The 18,325-nt window shown below is 55.0% G+C and carries 12 protein-coding genes; 4 read left to right on the top strand and 8 right to left on the bottom strand.

Annotation, left to right across the window (positions count from 1 at the left end; translation table 11 throughout):
* The first annotated feature begins 181 nt into the window (after positions 1–181).
* Complete coding sequence (gene eco / locus AC2T6E_RS08250; protein ID WP_108416617.1) at positions 182–688, top strand: serine protease inhibitor ecotin; 507 nt, start codon at positions 182–184, stop codon at positions 686–688.
* Between the two features lie 93 nt (positions 689–781).
* On the opposite strand, the gene mqo is transcribed toward eco, so the two are convergent.
* Positions 782–2,431, bottom strand: coding sequence for a malate dehydrogenase (quinone) (gene mqo / locus AC2T6E_RS08245; protein ID WP_089597942.1), 1,650 nt, complete (start codon positions 2,429–2,431; stop codon positions 782–784).
* A gap of 187 nt (positions 2,432–2,618) precedes the next feature.
* Between mqo and AC2T6E_RS08240 the strand changes: the two genes are divergently transcribed.
* Positions 2,619–3,908, top strand: a complete 1,290-nt coding sequence (locus AC2T6E_RS08240) for a SulP family inorganic anion transporter (RefSeq protein WP_211449100.1) — start codon at positions 2,619–2,621, stop codon at positions 3,906–3,908.
* Here the strand turns inward: AC2T6E_RS08240 and mgtE are convergent.
* From mgtE to AC2T6E_RS08210, 6 genes are all read right to left on the bottom strand, one after another.
* Complete coding sequence (gene mgtE, locus AC2T6E_RS08235; RefSeq protein ID WP_042716638.1) at positions 3,871–5,307, bottom strand: magnesium transporter; 1,437 nt, start codon at positions 5,305–5,307, stop codon at positions 3,871–3,873. The two genes, AC2T6E_RS08240 and mgtE, sit on opposite strands and share 38 nt — an antisense overlap.
* Before the next feature lie 153 nt (positions 5,308–5,460).
* Positions 5,461–7,104: a multidrug ABC transporter permease/ATP-binding protein gene (locus AC2T6E_RS08230; RefSeq protein ID WP_108416618.1), complete on the bottom strand. Its 1,644-nt coding sequence runs from the start codon at positions 7,102–7,104 to the stop codon at positions 5,461–5,463.
* A 75-nt stretch (positions 7,105–7,179) separates the two neighbouring features.
* Positions 7,180–7,830 carry a DNA oxidative demethylase AlkB gene (alkB, locus tag AC2T6E_RS08225; RefSeq protein ID WP_108416619.1) on the bottom strand — a complete coding sequence of 217 codons (651 nt, stop codon included), beginning with the start codon at positions 7,828–7,830 and terminating at the stop codon, positions 7,180–7,182.
* Complete coding sequence (ada, locus tag AC2T6E_RS08220; RefSeq protein ID WP_486691578.1) at positions 7,830–8,888, bottom strand: bifunctional DNA-binding transcriptional regulator/O6-methylguanine-DNA methyltransferase Ada; 1,059 nt, start codon at positions 8,886–8,888, stop codon at positions 7,830–7,832. Before ada ends, alkB begins: the two co-directional genes overlap by 1 nt.
* Before the next feature lie 72 nt (positions 8,889–8,960).
* On the bottom strand, positions 8,961–10,016 hold the full coding sequence (apbE, locus tag AC2T6E_RS08215) for an FAD:protein FMN transferase ApbE (RefSeq protein ID WP_486691313.1): 1,056 nt from the start codon (positions 10,014–10,016) through the stop codon (positions 8,961–8,963).
* Positions 10,017–10,120: 104 nt separating this feature from the next.
* Positions 10,121–11,212, bottom strand: a complete 1,092-nt coding sequence (locus AC2T6E_RS08210) for a porin OmpC (RefSeq protein ID WP_126816609.1) — start codon at positions 11,210–11,212, stop codon at positions 10,121–10,123.
* 742 nt (positions 11,213–11,954) lie between these two features.
* Here AC2T6E_RS08210 and rcsD point away from each other — a divergent pair.
* Positions 11,955–14,627: a phosphotransferase RcsD gene (gene rcsD / locus AC2T6E_RS08205; RefSeq protein WP_486691311.1), complete on the top strand. Its 2,673-nt coding sequence runs from the start codon at positions 11,955–11,957 to the stop codon at positions 14,625–14,627.
* 16 nt (positions 14,628–14,643) lie between these two features.
* A complete protein-coding gene (gene rcsB / locus AC2T6E_RS08200; protein ID WP_003859405.1) occupies positions 14,644–15,294 on the top strand; it encodes a response regulator transcription factor RcsB in 651 nt (216 codons plus the stop codon).
* Between the two features lie 110 nt (positions 15,295–15,404).
* On the opposite strand, the gene rcsC is transcribed toward rcsB, so the two are convergent.
* Positions 15,405–18,251, bottom strand: a complete 2,847-nt coding sequence (gene rcsC / locus AC2T6E_RS08195; RefSeq protein WP_120157801.1) for a two-component system sensor histidine kinase RcsC — start codon at positions 18,249–18,251, stop codon at positions 15,405–15,407.
* Positions 18,252–18,325: the final 74 nt, after the last annotated feature.

Below are 18,325 nucleotides of genomic sequence, written 5' to 3'. Positions count from 1 at the left end.
ATAACATTATCTGAGGCTTAAAATAACACGATCTCCCCACCGTCTCCACACCAGCATTAAAAACCATTTTTAATGCAGAAATGCAGTTTATTACACTGCACTCAATGAAAATATAAGTAAATCACTCCAGTCATTCATGGTGATTATGTTAATCTCGGCAGGATCGTTTTGACTTAAAGGAATGACTGTGAAAAACGCACCTAAATTTGCTATCGCTCTTATCGCCGCCTGTGTCAGCACCGGGGCTTTCGCCAGTAACACGCAAAGTGAACAGCCGCTTGAAAAAGTCGCGCCGTATCCGCAAGCGGAAAAAGGGATGAAGCGTCAGGTAATTCAGTTACCGGCTCAGCAGGAAGAAGCGAACTTTAAAGTCGAGCTGTTAATCGGCAAGACGCTGGAAGTAGATTGCAATCAGCACCGTCTGGGCGGTCAGCTGGAAAGCAAAACCCTGGAAGGCTGGGGTTACGACTACTATGTCTTCGACAAAGTGACGTCGCCGGTTTCCACCATGATGGCGTGTCCGGACGGCAAAAAAGAGAAGAAATTTGTCACCGCGTATCTGGGTGATAACAGCCTGCTGCGCTATAACAGCAAGTTGCCGATCGTGGTCTATACGCCTGAAAACGTGGAAGTGAAGTATCGCGTGTGGAAGGCAGATGAAACTGTCGGACAAGCGGTCGTACGTTAAAAATAAGTCGGGTGGCGGCTTCGCCTTACCCGACCTACAAAACAACATCGAACGTAGGCCGGGTAAGCGTCAGCGCCACCCGGCTTTTTTACACTACAGCGCGATATCCGCAACCGGTTTGTTTTCCGCCTGAGGCTTCAGCTCCGCTTTTGGCGCAGCATCCGCCGCCTGTGGCTTCACGTATTGCAACTGCAGTACACGGCTGGTGTACTCCAGCTCCTGCTCCGTCGCATCCACGTTACCGTTCAGCTTCGTACCGTAAGATGGAATAATGGTTTTCAGCTTCGCCTGCCATTCCGGGCTGGCGACTTTATCTTTAAACACTTTTTCCATCAGGTGCAGCATGATTGGCGCAGCGGTAGACGCACCCGGTGACGCACCCAGCAGCGCGGCAATGGTGCCATCTTTATCGCTCACCACTTCGGTACCCAGACGCAGCACGCCGCCTTCTTTAGGATCGCGCTTGATGATTTGTACGCGCTGACCCGCCTGCCATAAACGCCAGTCTTCTTTCTTCGCCTGCGGGTAGTACTCTTTCAGCGCCTCGAAACGATCGTCATCAGAGAGCATCACCTGGCTAATCAGGTATTTCACCAGATCGAAGTTATCCAGCCCCACGTCCATCATTGGCTTCACGTTAGAGGTGGTGGTTGCGCTGAGCAGATCCCACAGGGAGCCATTTTTCAGGAACTTGGTGGAGAACGTCGCGAACGGCCCGAACAGCACCACGCGTTTGCCGTCAAGCATACGGGTGTCGATGTGCGGAACGGACATCGGTGGCGCGCCCACGGAAGCCTGACCGTACACTTTCGCCAGATGACGGTTCACCACTTCCGGGTTTTCAGAGACCAGGAACTGGCCGCCGACCGGGAAGCCCGCATAGTCATCAGCTTCAGGAATACCGGACTCCTGCAGCAGCTTCAGCGCCGCACCGCCGGCACCGATGAAGACAAATTTCGCCTTGATCACGTGTTCGGCTTCATTGTTTTTCAGATCGGCAACGGTCACGCTCCAGCTGTTGTCCGCGTTGCGCTTAAAGCCGCGCACTTCGGTGCTGAGCTGCAGATTGAAGTTCTCTTTTTTCTTCAGAGACGCGACCAGCTGACGGGTAATTTCACCGTAGTTGACGTCAGTACCAATTTCGGTACGGGTCGCTGCTACTTTCTGATTCGGGTCACGACCTTCCATCACCAGCGGCGCCCACTCTTTGATCTGGGCATGATCTTCAGAGTATTTCATCCCGCGGAACAAGGTGCTCTGCTGCAGAGCGGCATAGCGCGCGCGCAGGAAGTTGACGTTCTGGTCGCCCCACACAAAGCTCATGTGCGGTACGGTGTTAATGAAGGAGTGCGGATCGTGCATCACGCCGCTGTTGACCTGGTGTGACCAGAACTGGCGTGAGATCTGGAACGCTTCGTTGATCTCTACCGCCTTCTCGATACTAATGGAACCGTCCTTTTTCTGCGGCGTATAGTTCAGTTCCATGAGTGCCGAGTGTCCGGTACCGGCGTTGTTCCAGCCGTTAGAGCTCTCCTGCGCCACGCCATCGAGGCGTTCAACCATGGTCATGGACCAGTCCGGCTGCAGTTCGTGCAGATAAGTTCCCAGCGTGGCGCTCATGATACCGCCACCAATTAATAGGACGTCCGTTTCCTGCTCTTTTGGTGCGTCTGCTTTCGCCGCCATTGAGACGGTGTTAAGCCCCACGGCCAGAGAAAAGAGCATGGCAGTCATTTTTTTCATAATTTATGCCTTAGTGTAAAAGTGCTTGATGCGTGGAAATTGCAGGTGAAAAAAGCTGCGGAGGCACGGTAACAACTTTTAAATATTGTTTAAAGGTTACGAAATTATTGTAATTGTGAAATTTAATGATGGATTGTTTGTAGGGGATTACGCTGGCAACTGGCAATCACTGAATTTTGTGGATACTATGCTGCACTTTGTGATCGCGCGCACGGAAGCCTGCCCTAACCAGCGAACTGTTATGTCCTTACCCCATTCAGCTGTATCTCCCGAAGACCGCGTAGCCAACGTGCTGCGTTCCCCTAAGCTGCTGACGCGTGAAATGCTGGCGGGCGTGATCACCGCTCTGGCGCTGATCCCCGAGGTCATCTCATTTTCCGTGGTGGCGGGCGTTGACCCGAAGGTCAGCCTGATCGCCTCCGTGGTGTTGTGTCTTGCCCTGTCTGTACTCGGTGGTCGTCCGGCGATGGTCACAGCCGCGGCCGGTTCCGTGGCGCTGGTCATTGGCCCAATGGTGCATCAGCATGGCGTACAGTACATTCTTCCCGCCGTGCTGATGGCTGGCGTGATTCAGATTCTGTTTGGCGTACTGGGCATGGCAAGACTGATGCGCTTTATTCCCCAGTCGGTCATGACCGGGTTTGTTAACGCCCTGGGCATTTTGATCTTCTTCGCACAGGTGCCGCATTTCTGGAGCCGAAGCCCGCTGATTGTGGGCCTGTTCGTGCTGACGCTGCTGATCGTGCTGTGGGTGCCGCGCTATATCAAAAGCATCCCTTCCCCGCTGATTGCGATTGTGCTGTTAACCTTGTTCACCGTTTCAACCGGCCAAATCCTGCCGACCGTGGGCGATGAAGGCTCCATGAGCGGCGATTTGCCGGGGCTTACCGAACTTCTGGTCCCGCTCAATGTGCAGACGCTGAGCATTATCTGGCCGTGCGCGTTGAGCATCGCGTTTGTCGGCCTGCTGGAATCCCTGCTGACGGCAAAGCTGGTGGATGAGCTGACCGCAACGCCGTCAAGTAAACGCCGCGAAAGCATTGGATTAGGCGTCGGCAATATTCTGTCTGGTTTTTATGGCGGCATTGCGGGCTGCGCGATGATCGGACAAACCATCGTCAACGTGGAGATGGGCAAGGGCCGAAGCCGTATTTCAACGCTTGCGGCGGGCATCGTGCTGCTGATCCTGGTGACGGCGCTCAGCGACGTGATGGCCAAAATCCCGATGGCGGTGCTCGCGGGGATCATGGCGATTGTCGCCGTTAAAACCTTCAGCTGGCACAGCCTTCAGCCTGCAACGGTAAAAAATGCCCCGATAGCGGAAACGGTGGTCATGCTGGTCACCGTTGCCGCCACGGTATCAACCGGGAATCTGGCGATTGGCGTACTGGGCGGGATTATCGTCATGGCACTGCTTCCCGCCCGCATTAAACGTCGGGCTACAGAAGAAAAATCGTCGCCAGCCCAAGAAAAATAAAGAAACCACCGGTATCGGTGATGGCGGTAATCATCACGCTCGACCCCACCGCGGGGTCGCGCCCCAGTTTGGTCATCGTCAGCGGGATAATCACGCCCATTATCGACGCCACCAGCAGGTTCAGCACCATCGCCAGCATCATTACGCCGCCCAGCGCCATATCGTCGTACAACCACCAGGTGATGCCGCCCATAATCCCGCCCCACACCAGGCCGTTAATGAGCGCGACGCCCATCTCTCTAAAAATAAGCCACGAAAAGTTACCCGGCTGAATATTTTCCAGCGCCAGGGCGCGAACGATCATGGTTATCGTCTGGTTTCCGGTGTTACCACCAATCCCTGCGACGATCGGCATCAGCGAGGCGAGCGCCACCAGCTGTGAAATGGTGTGCTCAAAGCCGTCAATCACCCGGGAGGCGATAAACGCGGTACAGAGGTTAATGGCCAGCCACGCCCAGCGGGTTTTGACCGCTTTGCCCACGGACGCATGGACGTCATCTTCCGCGCTGATCCCACCGAGAGCACGTAAATCGTTATCGGTCTCTTCATAAACCACGTCAATGATTTCATCGATGGTCAGACGCCCCATCAGCTTGCCGACGGAATCCACTACCGCCGCGCTCACAAGGTCGTCACGTTCGAAGGTTCGTGCCGCTTTTTCCGCATCGTCTTCCGGAGAGAAGACCATCGGCTCGGTTTCCATCACCTCGCTCACCCGCCGCTGGGTACTGTTCAGAAGGATGGTTTTCAGCTCCAGCTCGCCGAGCAGAGTTTTGTCCCGGGAGGTAACGAACAGTTTATCGGTGTTGTCCGGCATGCTGCCCAGACGTCGCAAATAGCGCTGCACCGTACCGAGCGTGACGTCAGGACGCACCATGATGACGCCGAACTCCATGATCGCGCCGACGCTGTTTTTCTCGTAGTGCATCACCTGACGCACGCGCGCCCGCTCCTCCGCAGGCAGTGACGCCAGCAGGCGACCGGTCAGGTTCCGCGGCAGGTGCTGAACGAGGTAAATCTGCTCGTCGATATCCAGCGTTTGCAGGGCATCCAGGATATCGCGGTCGCTCATCTCATCGATCAGGTCGTCCCAGACGTTTTCCGACGCCTCAAGCAACACCTGTCCGCGCTCGTGATCCTGCACCAGCCGCCACAGGGCGTGGCGTTCTTCCGAGGGAAGCGCTTCGAGAGTATCCGCCAGATCCGGCGGGGGTAAATGAGCAACCAGCGCACCTACCTCAGCAATATCGTCGGCTAAGGTGCCGACATCATATTGCTCAGCCAGGGTCAGTTTGCCTAATAACGCAGAAGTGACCGCTTTATCGGTCGTGAGAAGCCAGATAAGTCGCGCACGCTCCTGGTCACGCTGTCTGGCGCTGTTTTTCTTTAATACCGACATCAATCATAAATCCATTAAATGAGTTGGCATTAAGCATAGCGCGGGGATATGTAAATAAGAATAAACAACGGGGCGGGATGGGTAAAAAAACAGCGAGGGAGGTTAAAAAAAGTAGGCCGGGTAAGGCGAAGCCGCCACCCGGCACAATCGCACTCAGGCCGTGCGCGCCACCGCGTCACGCGATGCTGCATCGCGCTCTTCACCGGTCAGCTCGCTCAGCGTGCCGTCGCGCATCTCCAGCAGACGGTCGGCGTGAATGAAGTAATGATCGTCGTGGCTGATGGCGAAAATGGTTTTGCCCATCTCCTGCATCAGCGGCAGCAGCACCTGATAAAACTCGCGGCGGAAATGCGGGTCCTGATCGGCCGCCCATTCATCCAGCAGGATGATGTCACGCTCTTCCGCCAGGGCCAGCAGCAGCGCCACGCGCTTTTTCTGCCCTTTCGAGAGCTTAAGGTTCAGGATCTTGCCGTCCTGAAGCTCAAGCTTGTGAGACATCTGCAGATGCCCAAGCCACTTCTCCACCAGCGCCGGATTGGCCTGCTGGCCTTCCGGCCCCAGCAGCCGATCAAACAGCCAGACGTCGGTAAATACCGCCGAGAACAGCTTACGGTAATCCTCCGGTTTCTCTGCGCTCAGCGCCTTACCGTCCAGCAAAATCTCGCCCGACTGCGGTTGATAAAGCCCGGTCAGCAACATCGCCAGCGTGGATTTACCGCTGCCGTTGCCGCCAATCAGGAACAGCAGCTCGCCACGGTGAATCGTCAGGTTAACCGGCCCCACGGAGAAGGCGTTATCCTGATAGCGGAACGTGACGTTACGCAGTTCCAGCGTCTGCCAGTTCGGGAAGGCCTGCGGACGCGGGAATTCAGCCTTAAACGGCGCGAGATCGAATTTTTTGAGCTTGTTAAACGCCACCTGCGCACTCAGCAAGGTGGGCAACGCACCGACGGCCGAGAGCAGCGGCGTGCGCAAAAACAGCAGCGTCAGCGAGTAGGTTGCCGCCACATTGGTGTCCGCCCAGCCCAGGCTGTTCGCCATCCAGAACACCAGGCCAATGGCACCCAGCATCATGATGTTCGACCAGTTCACCGCGCTCAGGTGGAAGGTATCGGCGCGAATGATGTGATGCCGGTATTCGCGCGCGTCCGGGATATAGAGATTATTGAAAATATGCTCAGCGCGCTCGCGGTTCAGGGTCAGCTCCTTGCGCCCTTCCAGCACCGTCTGGTAATCGTTGTAAAGTTTATCTTCGGTTTCGCGAAGTACCGCCATGTGTTTGTAGACGCGCGACACCAGCAGGAACCCGCCCCAGATGGTGATGACAATCCACAGCGCGGTAACCGCCAGCATTTTGGTGGAGAGCCAGGCAAGGTAGGCCGCCGAACCGAAGGTCAAAATGATACCTTGCACCAGCTCCGGCAGACGCACAAAGGCGATGGTAATGGCGCGCACGTCGCTGGTCAGCCCTGCCAGCAGGGAGGCACTGCCGAGTTGCTCCACGCGCTCAACCTGCGTGTCGAGGATCCGCTTGATAAATTCGCTGCGCAGACGGAAAACGAAGTGGTGGCCGAGCGCGGTCAGGGCCAGCTGTGAACCCAGCGTGACCGCCATCAGCAGCAGCAATAAACCCAGGAATTCCGGCAGAACGGCCAGCGAGGTGTCGACCATTTCAATCAAACGGACGTTGATAAAGGCGATCAGGCCGATACCCAGCGCGGCGCTGGCAAGGCTTAACGCCATCACCGCAATAAAAGGCCAGCGATACTGACGCCAGACAAGAAGAAGTAGTTGCATGCAGAGCAATCCGGACAAGAAAATCAGCCCGCAGTGTAAACTGCCTTGCGTTTACATCAAGAATAATTCTTATTTTTATTCGCCATAAGCCGCCTGACGGAACGTCAGGTTAAAGCGAAACGCCCCCGTTTGCGGGTGAACGCCGGGTTTAAGCGGTTGAATGCCGTGATAAAAGAGCCGCGACTCGCCGCCCCAGACCACTACATCACCGTGCTCCAGCATCAGACGCTTAAGCGGATCGTTACGACGTAATCCACCAAACTGAAAGACCGCGGGCAGACCCAGAGAGACCGAAACGATTGGGGCGCGCAGATCCGGCTCATCCTTATCCTGATGCAGCGACAGTTTTGCCCCTACGGCATAGCGGTTGATCAGACAGGCATCCGGCTGAAAATCGGCATACCCGGCGGCAACCGCAGCCTCGTGGCAGAGTCGCTGAAACGCATCCGGCATCGGCGGCCACGGCCTGCCGGTGGAGGGATCATTCGGTGCATACAGGTAGCCGCGTTCGTTGGTCGCCCAGCCGAGTTGACCGCAGTTGGTCATCGCCACCGACATGGTATACCCGCCCGGCGTCACCATATGGCGAAATGGCGAGACGGCCGCCACCTCATCAATGCCAGTCAGTAACGCCGCTGCGCGGGAAAGCGCAAAGCGGCGCAGGATCACCGCCCCCGGCGCGAGCGGCTCCTGCCAGGGCTCCGCATCGGCAAAAAGATCGAGCATTAATCCTCCCGGCGACTCGCCTCACGTTTAAGCAATATCGCTTTTCGTGCCGTCCCCCAACGATAACCCGAAAGCGCCCCGTCGTTTCGCACTACGCGATGGCAAGGAATGACGATCGCCAGTTTGTTTGCGGCGCAGGCACCTGCCACGGCGCGTACGGCATTGGGTTTACCCATCGCCTTTGCCACCTGCTGGTAGCTTGCCGTTTCACCACAGGGAATGTTGCGAAGGGCCTGCCAGACCTGCTGCTGAAAAGCCGTTCCGCGGATATCCAGCGGAAGCGCCAGCGGCACCGAGCGGCTGTCAATACTGCTCATCACCTGCTGGATGCGCTGCGCGAACGGACCTTCAAGCACTTCTCGCTCCGCGCGGGGAAACAGCGTCAACAGCTCCCCTTCTAAAGTCGCATCGTCGTCACCCAGCAGGATTGCGCAGATCCCGCGCTCGCTTTCGCCAACCAGACAACGCCCCAGGGAACAGTCGCTGATGGCGTAACGAACCGCGACATCCCCGCTGCGGTACTGCTTCGCCGTCATCCCCAACGCCTCATCGGCTTTCCGATAATAACTGCTGCTATCGGGAAACCCTGCCGCCAGTACAGCGTCGGTAATTTTATCCCCCTGCGCCAGCGCGCTGCGCAGACGGTGCTCCCGAGCGGTCTGCTGCCAGGCTTTAGGCGTCATGCCGGTCACGGATTTAAACAGACGGTGGAAATGGAAAGGACTGCTGGCGACCTTCTGCGCCAACGCCTCCAGCGTTAACGCCGGATCCTTCTCCAGCAGGCGGCAGGCCTGTTCAACTTTCGCCAGCGTCTGCTGATGTGGGTTGAGCTTGTCCGGCATACAGCGTTTGCAGGGGCGAAAGCCGTCCTGAACAGCGTGCTGAGCATCAGGATAGAAACGGACATTTTTACGCAGCGCGTGGCGGGCACGACAGGACGGACGGCAATAAATCCCCGTCGTCTGAACCGCAAAGACAAACTGATTATCGGCGCGAGGATCGCGGCCAAGCACGGCTTGCCAGCGATCTTCATCGGTAGTAAAGGTTACGTTTTTCATCATCAGCTCCTCTTACAAGCATAATCCTACCTTGCCCGAGTGCCACCGAACAAAAACCCGCAACCTTGCTTTTTAATTTTTTTCGCTCACCAGGAAGCCCGTAAACTGCGGCGAGCTCCAGGTTTTGAACCCGTCGCCCTCTTTGGTGATCATATAGACCGCGAGCTGTTCCTGCCGCGCCACCTCTTTGGCCTTTTCCGGGCCGAGTACCATCAGGCCGGTATCCCAGGCATCCGCTTCCAGTGCCGTCGGCGCGATCACCGTAACGGAAACAAGATTATGGGTAATCGGACGGCCGGTCTGCGGATCGATGACATGCGAAATGCGTTTGCCGTCGAGCTCATAATAGTTGCGATAGCTTCCCGAGGTGCTGATCCCGTGGCCGTTGATATCCACAATAGCCTGCACCGCGTTTTGCCGATCGGTGGGTTTTTGAATGGCCACCCGCCACGGTTTGCCACTGGCGTTCATCCCCCGGCTGACGAGCGCACCGCCCACCGAGACCAGATAGCGGGAAATGCCTTCCCGCTCCATCAGCGCCGCAAGATGATCTGCCGCATACCCCTCGCCTACCGTTGAGAGATCGACAAAGAGATCGGGAATGTCTTTTTGCAGATATTGTTGACCGTACTGGTTAATGACCGTCAGGTGTTGCAGCCCGGTGCGCGCGCGGGCGTCATCAATCGCCGCCTGGTCAGGCGTGGTCACCGGCTGCTTGTTGGGGCCAAATCCCCACAGATTCACCAGCGGCCCGACGGTCACGTCCATCGCGCCGTTGGTTTTATACCCCACGCGCATCGACTCCGTCACAATATCGGCCATGGCTTCACTCACCGGCCACAGAGAGGTGCTGGTTGAGAGGTTAAAACGCATGAGCGCGGAGTCGTTTTTATAGGTTGAAAGCAGCTGGTCGTCAGCGTCGAGCTGGGACTGAATTTTGCCGCGAAGTTCGTCAGACCGCGCCGTGTCGAGATGCATGACGCTCACGCGCCAGAAGGTGCCCATCGTTTTCCCTTCCAGCACCGTCGCCGCTGGCGCGTCAGTTTGTGCTGAGGGAGCAGGCGCGTCACACGCTGTCAGGAAAAAAAGCGTAGCCAGAACGCTGGCGCGTAAAAAAATCATATCCATTCATTATTATCCTCATGCCAGGGCGGCAAGAGTACACCAAAATGGTCTCGTTGTAAGACCCAAAAAAAGGGGCCAGAAGGCCCCTTAGTCACGCAATGAAGCGATTAGAACTGGTAAACCAGACCCAGCGCGACGACATCGTCAGTGCTGATGCCAGCGCTACGAGTGAAGTCGTTCTCGTCCAGCAGGTTGATTTTGTAATCAACATAGGTGGACATGTTTTTGTTGAAGTAGTAAGTCGCGCCCACGTCAACATATTTCAGGATATCCTGGTCGCCGTAGCCGTTTTCCAGATCCTTACCTTTAGACTGCAGGTAAGCCACGGATGGACGCAGACCGAAGTCGAACTGGTACTGTGCAACCACTTCGAAGTTCTGTGCTTTGTTAGCCCAGCCCAGATCGCCCGCGCGGGTCGCGTTGTAGGTCTGGGTGTACTGTGCAGCCAGGTAGAGGTTGTTCGCGTCGTATTTCAGACCACCGGTGTAGGTGTCAGCACGATCGCCGGTACCGAAGCCCATGTCGTTCTGGGAGTTGGTACGTTTAGAGCTGGTGAGAGCAGTACCGATACCGAAGCCTTCGCCCAGATCGTAAGTGATAGAACCACCGTAGCCATCACCGTTCTGACGGAGTGCAGAACGACCGTTGTTGGTCTGATCTTCACCGCTTACGCTACCGTTTTTACCCTGATACTGCAGCGCGAAGTTCAGGCCATCAACCAGACCGAAGAAGTCCTGGTTACGGTAGGTCGCGAAGCCATTACCACGCTGCTGCATGAAGTTGTCAGAACCGTAGGTGTCGCCGCCGAATTCTGGCAGTACGTCAGTCCAGGAGGTGACATCGTAAACAACACCGTAGTTACGACCGTAATCGAAAGAACCCGCGTCAGCAAATTTCAGACCCGCGAACGCCACACGCGTCCAGGAGTTGTTTTCGTTTTCGCCGGAGTTACCCTGAATCTGGTATTCCCACTGGCCGTAACCGGTCAGTTGGTCATTAACCTGCGTTTCGCCCTTGAAGCCAAGACGCATGTAGGTCTGGTCGCCGTCAACGCTGTCGTCATCAGAGAAATAGTGCAGACCATCAACTTTACCGTACAGATCTAATTTGTTGCCGTCTTTGTTATAAATTTCAGCCGCATTTGCTGCGCCTGCTACCAGCAGTGCTGGTACCAGGAGGGACAGTACTTTAACTTTCATTTTATTAACCCTCTGTTATATGCCTTATTATTACCACTGCTTACTGATTAACCCTCTTAACCAGTCGGCAACTTCATTCTCCTCAAAAATACAGAATAATCCAACGGGAATATGATACGAAAACTTTTAAGATGTTTCATTTATCTATCAAGATGTTTCAATTTGTAAATATCAAGGAACTTTTACAAAGCACGCAAGGGTCAAAAATATAGCACCAATAATCAAAATGAAAAAAAAGAAGCTTAAAATCATACCATTACATAAAAACCCATGACAGCACTGAATGATAAAACAAAACAAGCCAATATCACTAAAATAACTCTCGCTATCATCATTAACTTTATTTATTACCGTCATTCAGTTTTGAATGTCTGTTTATCCCTAATTGAACCGAATGCCGAGCGTTCGGTTTTTTTTTACCTTTCTTTACGCAATTATATTTTTCTTGTGCTACCGCCCCGAAATCGTAACGACTATTAACTAAATCGCCCCCTGACCCTTCGCGGACCCGCATCATTTCTACAAAACTCAATTTCTTGTTTATTCGTGCTATTCCCGGAAAGATGTCGATTTATATTTATACACCCCGCCGTCATTTGTACATATTTTACGCACCGAGCACTGCCGACATTCTTCGTGGAAAAAGTCCGTCATTCTCAGACCATGACGCTGGAAATTCAGGTTTTACCCTTTATACTGCCGTATCCCCTTAAAGCACGGCCATCACGGGTTAAAGATATCAATGAGTCAGACTGAAACTACCGCCCTGAGCAAATTCTCCCTCCTTCCCGGGAGCATCACCCGTTTCTTTCTTCTATTGATCGTTGTGCTGTTGGTCACGATGGGGGTTATGGTTCAAAGTGCGGTCAATGCCTGGCTGAAGGACAAGAGTTACCAGATCGTTGATATCACTCATGCGGTACACAAACGGATCGACACATGGCGCTATGCGACCTGGCAGATCTACGACAACATTGCCGCCGCGCCCGCAACCACCACCGGGGAAGGATTACAGGAGACACGCCTTAAGCAGGATGTGTATTACCTGGAAAAACCTCAGCGTAAGACAGAAGCCCTGATTTTCGGTTCGCATGACAGCGCGACGCTTGAGATGACGCAGCGCATTTCAACCTATCTTGATACTCTCTGGGGCGCAGAGACCGTGCCCTGGTCGATGTACTACCTGAACGGTCAGGACAACAGCATGATCCTGATCTCTACCCTACCGCTCAAAGACCTCTCATCCGGATTTAAAGAGACGACGGTAGGCAGCATTGTGGATTCACGCCGCGCAGAAATGTTGCAGCAAGCCAACGCCCTGGATGAGCGCGAGAGTTTCTCCTCTTTGCGCCGTCTGGCCTGGCAAAATGGGCATTACTTTACGCTGCGCACGACGTTTAACCAGCCGGGACACCTCGCAACCGTGGTGGCGTTCGATCTGCCGATCAATGACCTGATCCCCCCGGACATGCCGCTGGACAGCTTCCGTCTGGAGCCTGACAACAGCACGCAAAACCTGCGCAACCCGCCGGATAAAGAAGGGGCCGAGAGCGTCTCTATTTCATTTAACGGCTCAAAAATTGAAATTGCGTCATCGTTAAATTCAACCGGCATGCGTCTGGTGTGGCAGGTGCCGTTTGGCACCTTGCTGCTGGATACATTGCAAAACATCCTGCTGCCGCTGCTGCTGAATATCGGTCTGCTGGCGCTGGCGCTGTTTGGCTACAGCACGTTCCGCTTCCAGCCGGGACGTCAGAGTGACACTTCTGCTGTCTCTGCGGGCACCAGTAATGAACTTCGCGTATTGCGCGCCCTGAATGAAGAGATTATTTCGGTGCTGCCGCTCGGGGTGCTTGTTCACGATCAGGAAGCCAACCGCACGGTGATGAGCAACAAGATTGCCGATCACCTTCTGCCCCACCTCAACCTGCAGAACATCACGGCGATGGCGGACCAGCACCAGGGGGTGATTCAGGCGACCATTAATAACGAGCTGTATGAGATCCGTCAGTTCAGCAGCCAGGTTGCATCCCGTACGCAAATCTTTGTTATTCGCGATCAGGACCGTGAAGTGCTGGTCAACAAAAAGCTCAAGCAGGCGCAGCGGCTTTACGAGAAAAACCAGCATGGCCGCACGGCGTTTATGCAAAATATCGGTGATGCGTTCAAACAACCGTTAAAAACGCTGGTTGCTCAGGCTGCGGGTCTGAATACGCCAGAAGGCCAGCAGTTGACGAGCCAGGCCGAGTCGCTGGTACGTATGGTCGACGAAATCCAGCTTGCAAACATGCTGGAAAATGACATCTGGAAAGGCACCCCAACGCTCTTTTCTATCCAGGATCTGATCGATGAAGTGGTTCCGGAGGTGCTCCCGGTCATTAAGCGCAAAGGGCTGCAGCTGCTGATCAACAACCACCTCCCGGCGAATGACGAGCGCCATGGCGATCGCGAAGCGCTGCGTCGGATCCTGCTGATGCTGATCCAGTATTCGGTCACCACCACCCAGATCGGCAAGATTACTCTCGAAGTCAGCACCGACGAATCGACGGAGGATCGCCTGACGTTCCGTATTCTGGACACGGGTGAAGGCGTCACCGTAAGTGAAATTGATAATCTGCACTTCCCGTTCCTGAACGATACCCAGAGCGATCACTACGGCAAAGCGAACGCCCTCACCTTCTGGCTGTGCGATCAGCTGGCACGTAAACTGGGCGGTCACCTGAATATCAAGGCGCGTGAATCCCTCGGCACACGCTACTCGCTGCATGTCAAAATGGCGGCGAATCCACAGGAAGAAGATGAAGAACGTCTGCTGGATGATGTGGTGGTGATGGTTGATGTGACCTCAAACGAGATCCGCAATATCGTGGTTCGCCAGTTAGAAAACTGGGGTGCGGCCTGCATCACGCCGGACGAAAGGCTTGCGAGTCAAGAATTTGATCTATTTTTAACTGATAATCCGTCTAATCTTACTGCCACAGGCTTGCTTTTAAGCGATGATGAGTCAGGCGTGCGAAAAATCGGCCCAGGCCAGCTGCGCGTCAACTTTAATATAAGCAATGCGATGCAGGAAGCTGTACTACAACTTATAGAAGAGCAACTGGCGCAGGAAGAGATAGCGGAATCACCGTTAGGCGGCAATGAAAATGCCGAGCTCCACGCCAGCGGATACTATTCACTCTTTGTTGATACAGTACCAGATGATGTTAAGCGGTTGTATACTGAGTCCGCTGCGAATGATTTTGCAGCGCTGGCACAGACAGCACACCGGCTTAAAGGGGTGTTTGCCATGCTTAATCTGGTTCCCGGCAAGCAGTTATGTGAAACGCTGGAACATCTAATTCGTGAGAAAGATGCCTCTGGCATTGAAAAATACATCAGCGACATTGACACCTATGTCAAGAGCTTGCTGTAGCAAGGTAGCCTTATACATGAACAATATGAACGTAATTATTGCCGATGACCATCCGATTGTACTGTTCGGTATTCGCAAATCACTTGAACAGATCGAGTGGGTGAATGTAGTCGGTGAATTTGAAGACTCTACAGCACTGATCAATAACCTTCCTAAACTTGATGCACACGTGCTCATTACCGACCTGTCCATGCCTGGAGACAAATACGGTGATGGGATCACGCTCATCAAATACATTAAACGTCACTTCCCGGACATCTCGATCATCGTTCTGACCATGAACAACAACCCGGCGATTCTGAGCGCAGTGTTGGATCTGGATATCGAAGGGATTGTGCTGAAGCAAGGTGCACCAACCGACCTGCCAAAAGCGCTGGCAGCGCTGCAAAAAGGCAAGAAATTCACGCCTGAAAGCGTCTCCCGCCTGCTGGAGAAAATCAGCGCGGGTGGCTATGGCGACAAGCGCCTGTCTCCAAAAGAGAGCGAAGTTCTGCGTCTCTTCGCAGAAGGTTTCCTGGTAACCGAGATTGCCAAGAAGCTGAACCGCAGTATTAAAACCATCAGCAGCCAGAAGAAATCAGCAATGATGAAGCTGGGTGTGGACAATGATATTGCGCTGCTCAACTATCTCTCCTCCGTGACGCTGAGCGCAACGGATAAGGATTGATCCCCACTGTAAATGCCGGGTGGCGCTGCGCTTACCCGGCCTACAAAACCCGTAGGCCCGCGCAAGCGCAGCGCCGCCGGGCAAATAAAAAAGGCCCTCGCGGGCCTTTTTTATATTCTCGTTTTTCTCACGCGGTCCGCATAAACAGACAACGTCTGCTTCAATACGTCCAGCGTCACCGGCTTCGACAGGCAGCTGTCCATTCCCGACTCCAGACAGCGCTGCTTCTCTTCCGCCAGGGCGTTAGCCGTCACGCCAACGACCGGCAGCGTCAGGCCAAGCTGGCGAATGCGCTGCGTCAGACGGTAGCCGTCCATGTTTGGCATATTCACGTCGCTCAGCACGATATCAATATGGTTTTTACTCAGCACGTTCAGCGCATCGACGCCGTCGTTGGCGGTTTTACACTGATATCCGAGCGAGCCAAGCTGGTCGGCCAGCAGGCGGCGGTTGATCGGATGGTCGTCCACCACCAGAATCATCATATCGTCATTCACCGACGCCAGCGCATCCGGTGACGGCAGTGCCGTTGCGCCATCGCTGTCTTCAAGCTGTACGCTGTAAATGCGCGCCAGTAGCCCTAACAGCTCATGCGGGGTCGCCACGCTGTGCACCCATTCCCCCGGCGCGCGCTCCAGCGGAATACCAATGTGGCGACGGCAGAACATGATCACTCCTCTTCCCGGCCACGCCTGTTCCGGCATGTCGTCAGCGATCAGCATATCGTCCACGTCTGGAGTCTGTCCTTCATATCGGCATACCCGTACGCCACTGTGGTTAAGCAGCGCCGTCAGATAATCATTGAGCGAAGCGTTATGCACCGCCAGCCAGCAGCGCTTGTCGCTCAGCCCATCGACCGTCGTTTTAGCCGGATACTGCGCCGAGTAGAGCGGAATACGGATGGTGAACTGGCTTCCCATGCCCGGCTCGGTGTCAACCGAGATATCCCCGTCCATCATGCTGATGAGCTTTTCACAAATCGCCAGCCCCAGCCCGGTGCCCTGGAAGTTACGCTGCACGCCCGTCCCGACCTGGAAGAACGGGTCGAACAGACGGACCACCTCCTTCGCCGGGATGCCCACGCCCGTATCACGCACGCGGATAGTCAGATAGTCCCCTGCGCGGCACACGTGCAGCACAATACAGCCGATATCGGTGAATTTGATGGCGTTGCTCAGCAGGTTGGAGATGACCTGCTGCAGGCGCATCGGATCGCCGTGCAGCGTCAGCGGCACGTCCGGTTCGATAAAGCAGTACAGTCCCAGCTGTTTACGCACCACCAGCGGCAGATAGTTGGCGCTAATATGGTTCATGACCTCGCGCGGGGAAAACTCGCGCGGCTCGATTTTCAGCTGCTCTGACTCAATTTTTGAGAAATCGAGAATATCGCTGATGATTTTCAGCAGCAGGCTTGAAGAGTTGTTCATCGCCGTGACCAGGCGATCAACCCCTTTCGGCAGCTCTTTCGTCTGCAGCAGATCGAGGTTACCGATGATCCCGTAAAGCGGCGTGCGCAGCTCGTGGCTGACGGTAGCAAGGAACATCGATTTCGACTGACTGGCCTGTTCGGCCGCCTGCGCCATCTCCTGAAGCGACTCTTCCATTTTCACACGCGCGGAGACATCCACCAGCACACAAATGGCCACGTTTTCATTGCGATAGCGCGAATGGACGAAGCTGATTTGCAGGTTGGTGTGGGTGCTGGTCAGCACGTCCACAAAGTTAACCTGCTGCCCGCAGATAATCTGCGTCAGCCGCTGCCTGTCCTCATGCGTCAGCATGTTCAGGTAGTTATGCGCCAGCTCGTTACTGAGGATATTGGTGCCGTCCTGGGTGCGCAGGATACAGATCCCCACCGGCGCAGAGGCGACAATCTTACGGTTAAACTGCTCATGTTCTTCGAGACGCTGGGCGTCTGCCTCAGCCGGAATAAATATCCGCCGCTCATACATGCGCGCCAGCATAAACAGCGCCACGCCCACCGCGATATTCAGCAAAATGGCGTTGAGGATCAGGATGCGAATGCGTTCAAGCACCATATCCACCGGCACCGAATAGACAATGCTGAGCGACGAAGGCGGCAGACTTTTCTTCAACACCAGCTCGCGGAAACCGGAGGTGTAGCCAAACCACGACCGCTCCTGCATCCAGTGTGGATCAACGTTCAAACGGTTATCCGGCCCGGCGAGGGAGATCAGGGAATGACCGTTTTCATCGAGAATGGTCACCCCCATCGGCAGGCTGCCCGGCGTGAAGAAGTTTTCCATGCGGATGGTTTGTTCAATGCCCAGCAGCGCCTGCAGGCGGTTGCCCAGATACACCGGCGTCAGGGCATAGAAATAGCCCACGCCCGTGCGCGGGCCCTGGCTAATCCAGAAGATGTTATTCCCGCGCTCGTCCTGCGGCGCATTGCGGTATTTCACAATACGCTCATGCAGGCTTTTCAGCGCGTCATCACGCTCTACGGGCATGTCGCGCAGGCCAAAATCGGCCATGCAGAGATTTTCGCTGCCAATAAGATAGACGCGGTTCAGGTCATAGGCCGCGGAGAAGTTGTCACGCCAGTAGCGCATAAACCACGCCAGCGATTCCAGCGAGCCGCGCCAGGTACTGCCCATTGCGGAGCAGTCAGAGTCCGGGAACAGGGGCTCAAAGTCGGGTACTTCGGTTTTATCATTGCGCCCACGAATGGCAAGAATACCGTTTTCCGCCGTCAGGCGATTCTCGGCAATGTACTTCAGCTCCTTCATGACGTCAGAGGTGCGCTGAATGTAGCGCTGGGCCTGATCGGAGCTGAGGTTAAACTCCTGGCGGATCTCCGCTTCTTTCTGGTGTAGCGCATTAACGATGAAAAACACCGAGAACAGAGCCACCAGCAACCAAAGCAGTAGCGCCAGCGCCCGGAACAGATAGCGAGAGACTTTCAGCGTGGTACGAAAGGAGACGAGGTATTTCAAAGGGGCGAGGCTCCGCCATCGGGGTCAAAAAGAATGTGGTTAAGGTAGCGGTAAACGCGGCTTGTCGCAACGTT

The sequence above is a fragment of the Enterobacter sp. B79-1 genome (genome assembly GCF_057444735.1).
Note: the sequence above shows the minus strand (reverse complement) of the source record. Positions and strands in the feature narration are given on the sequence as shown.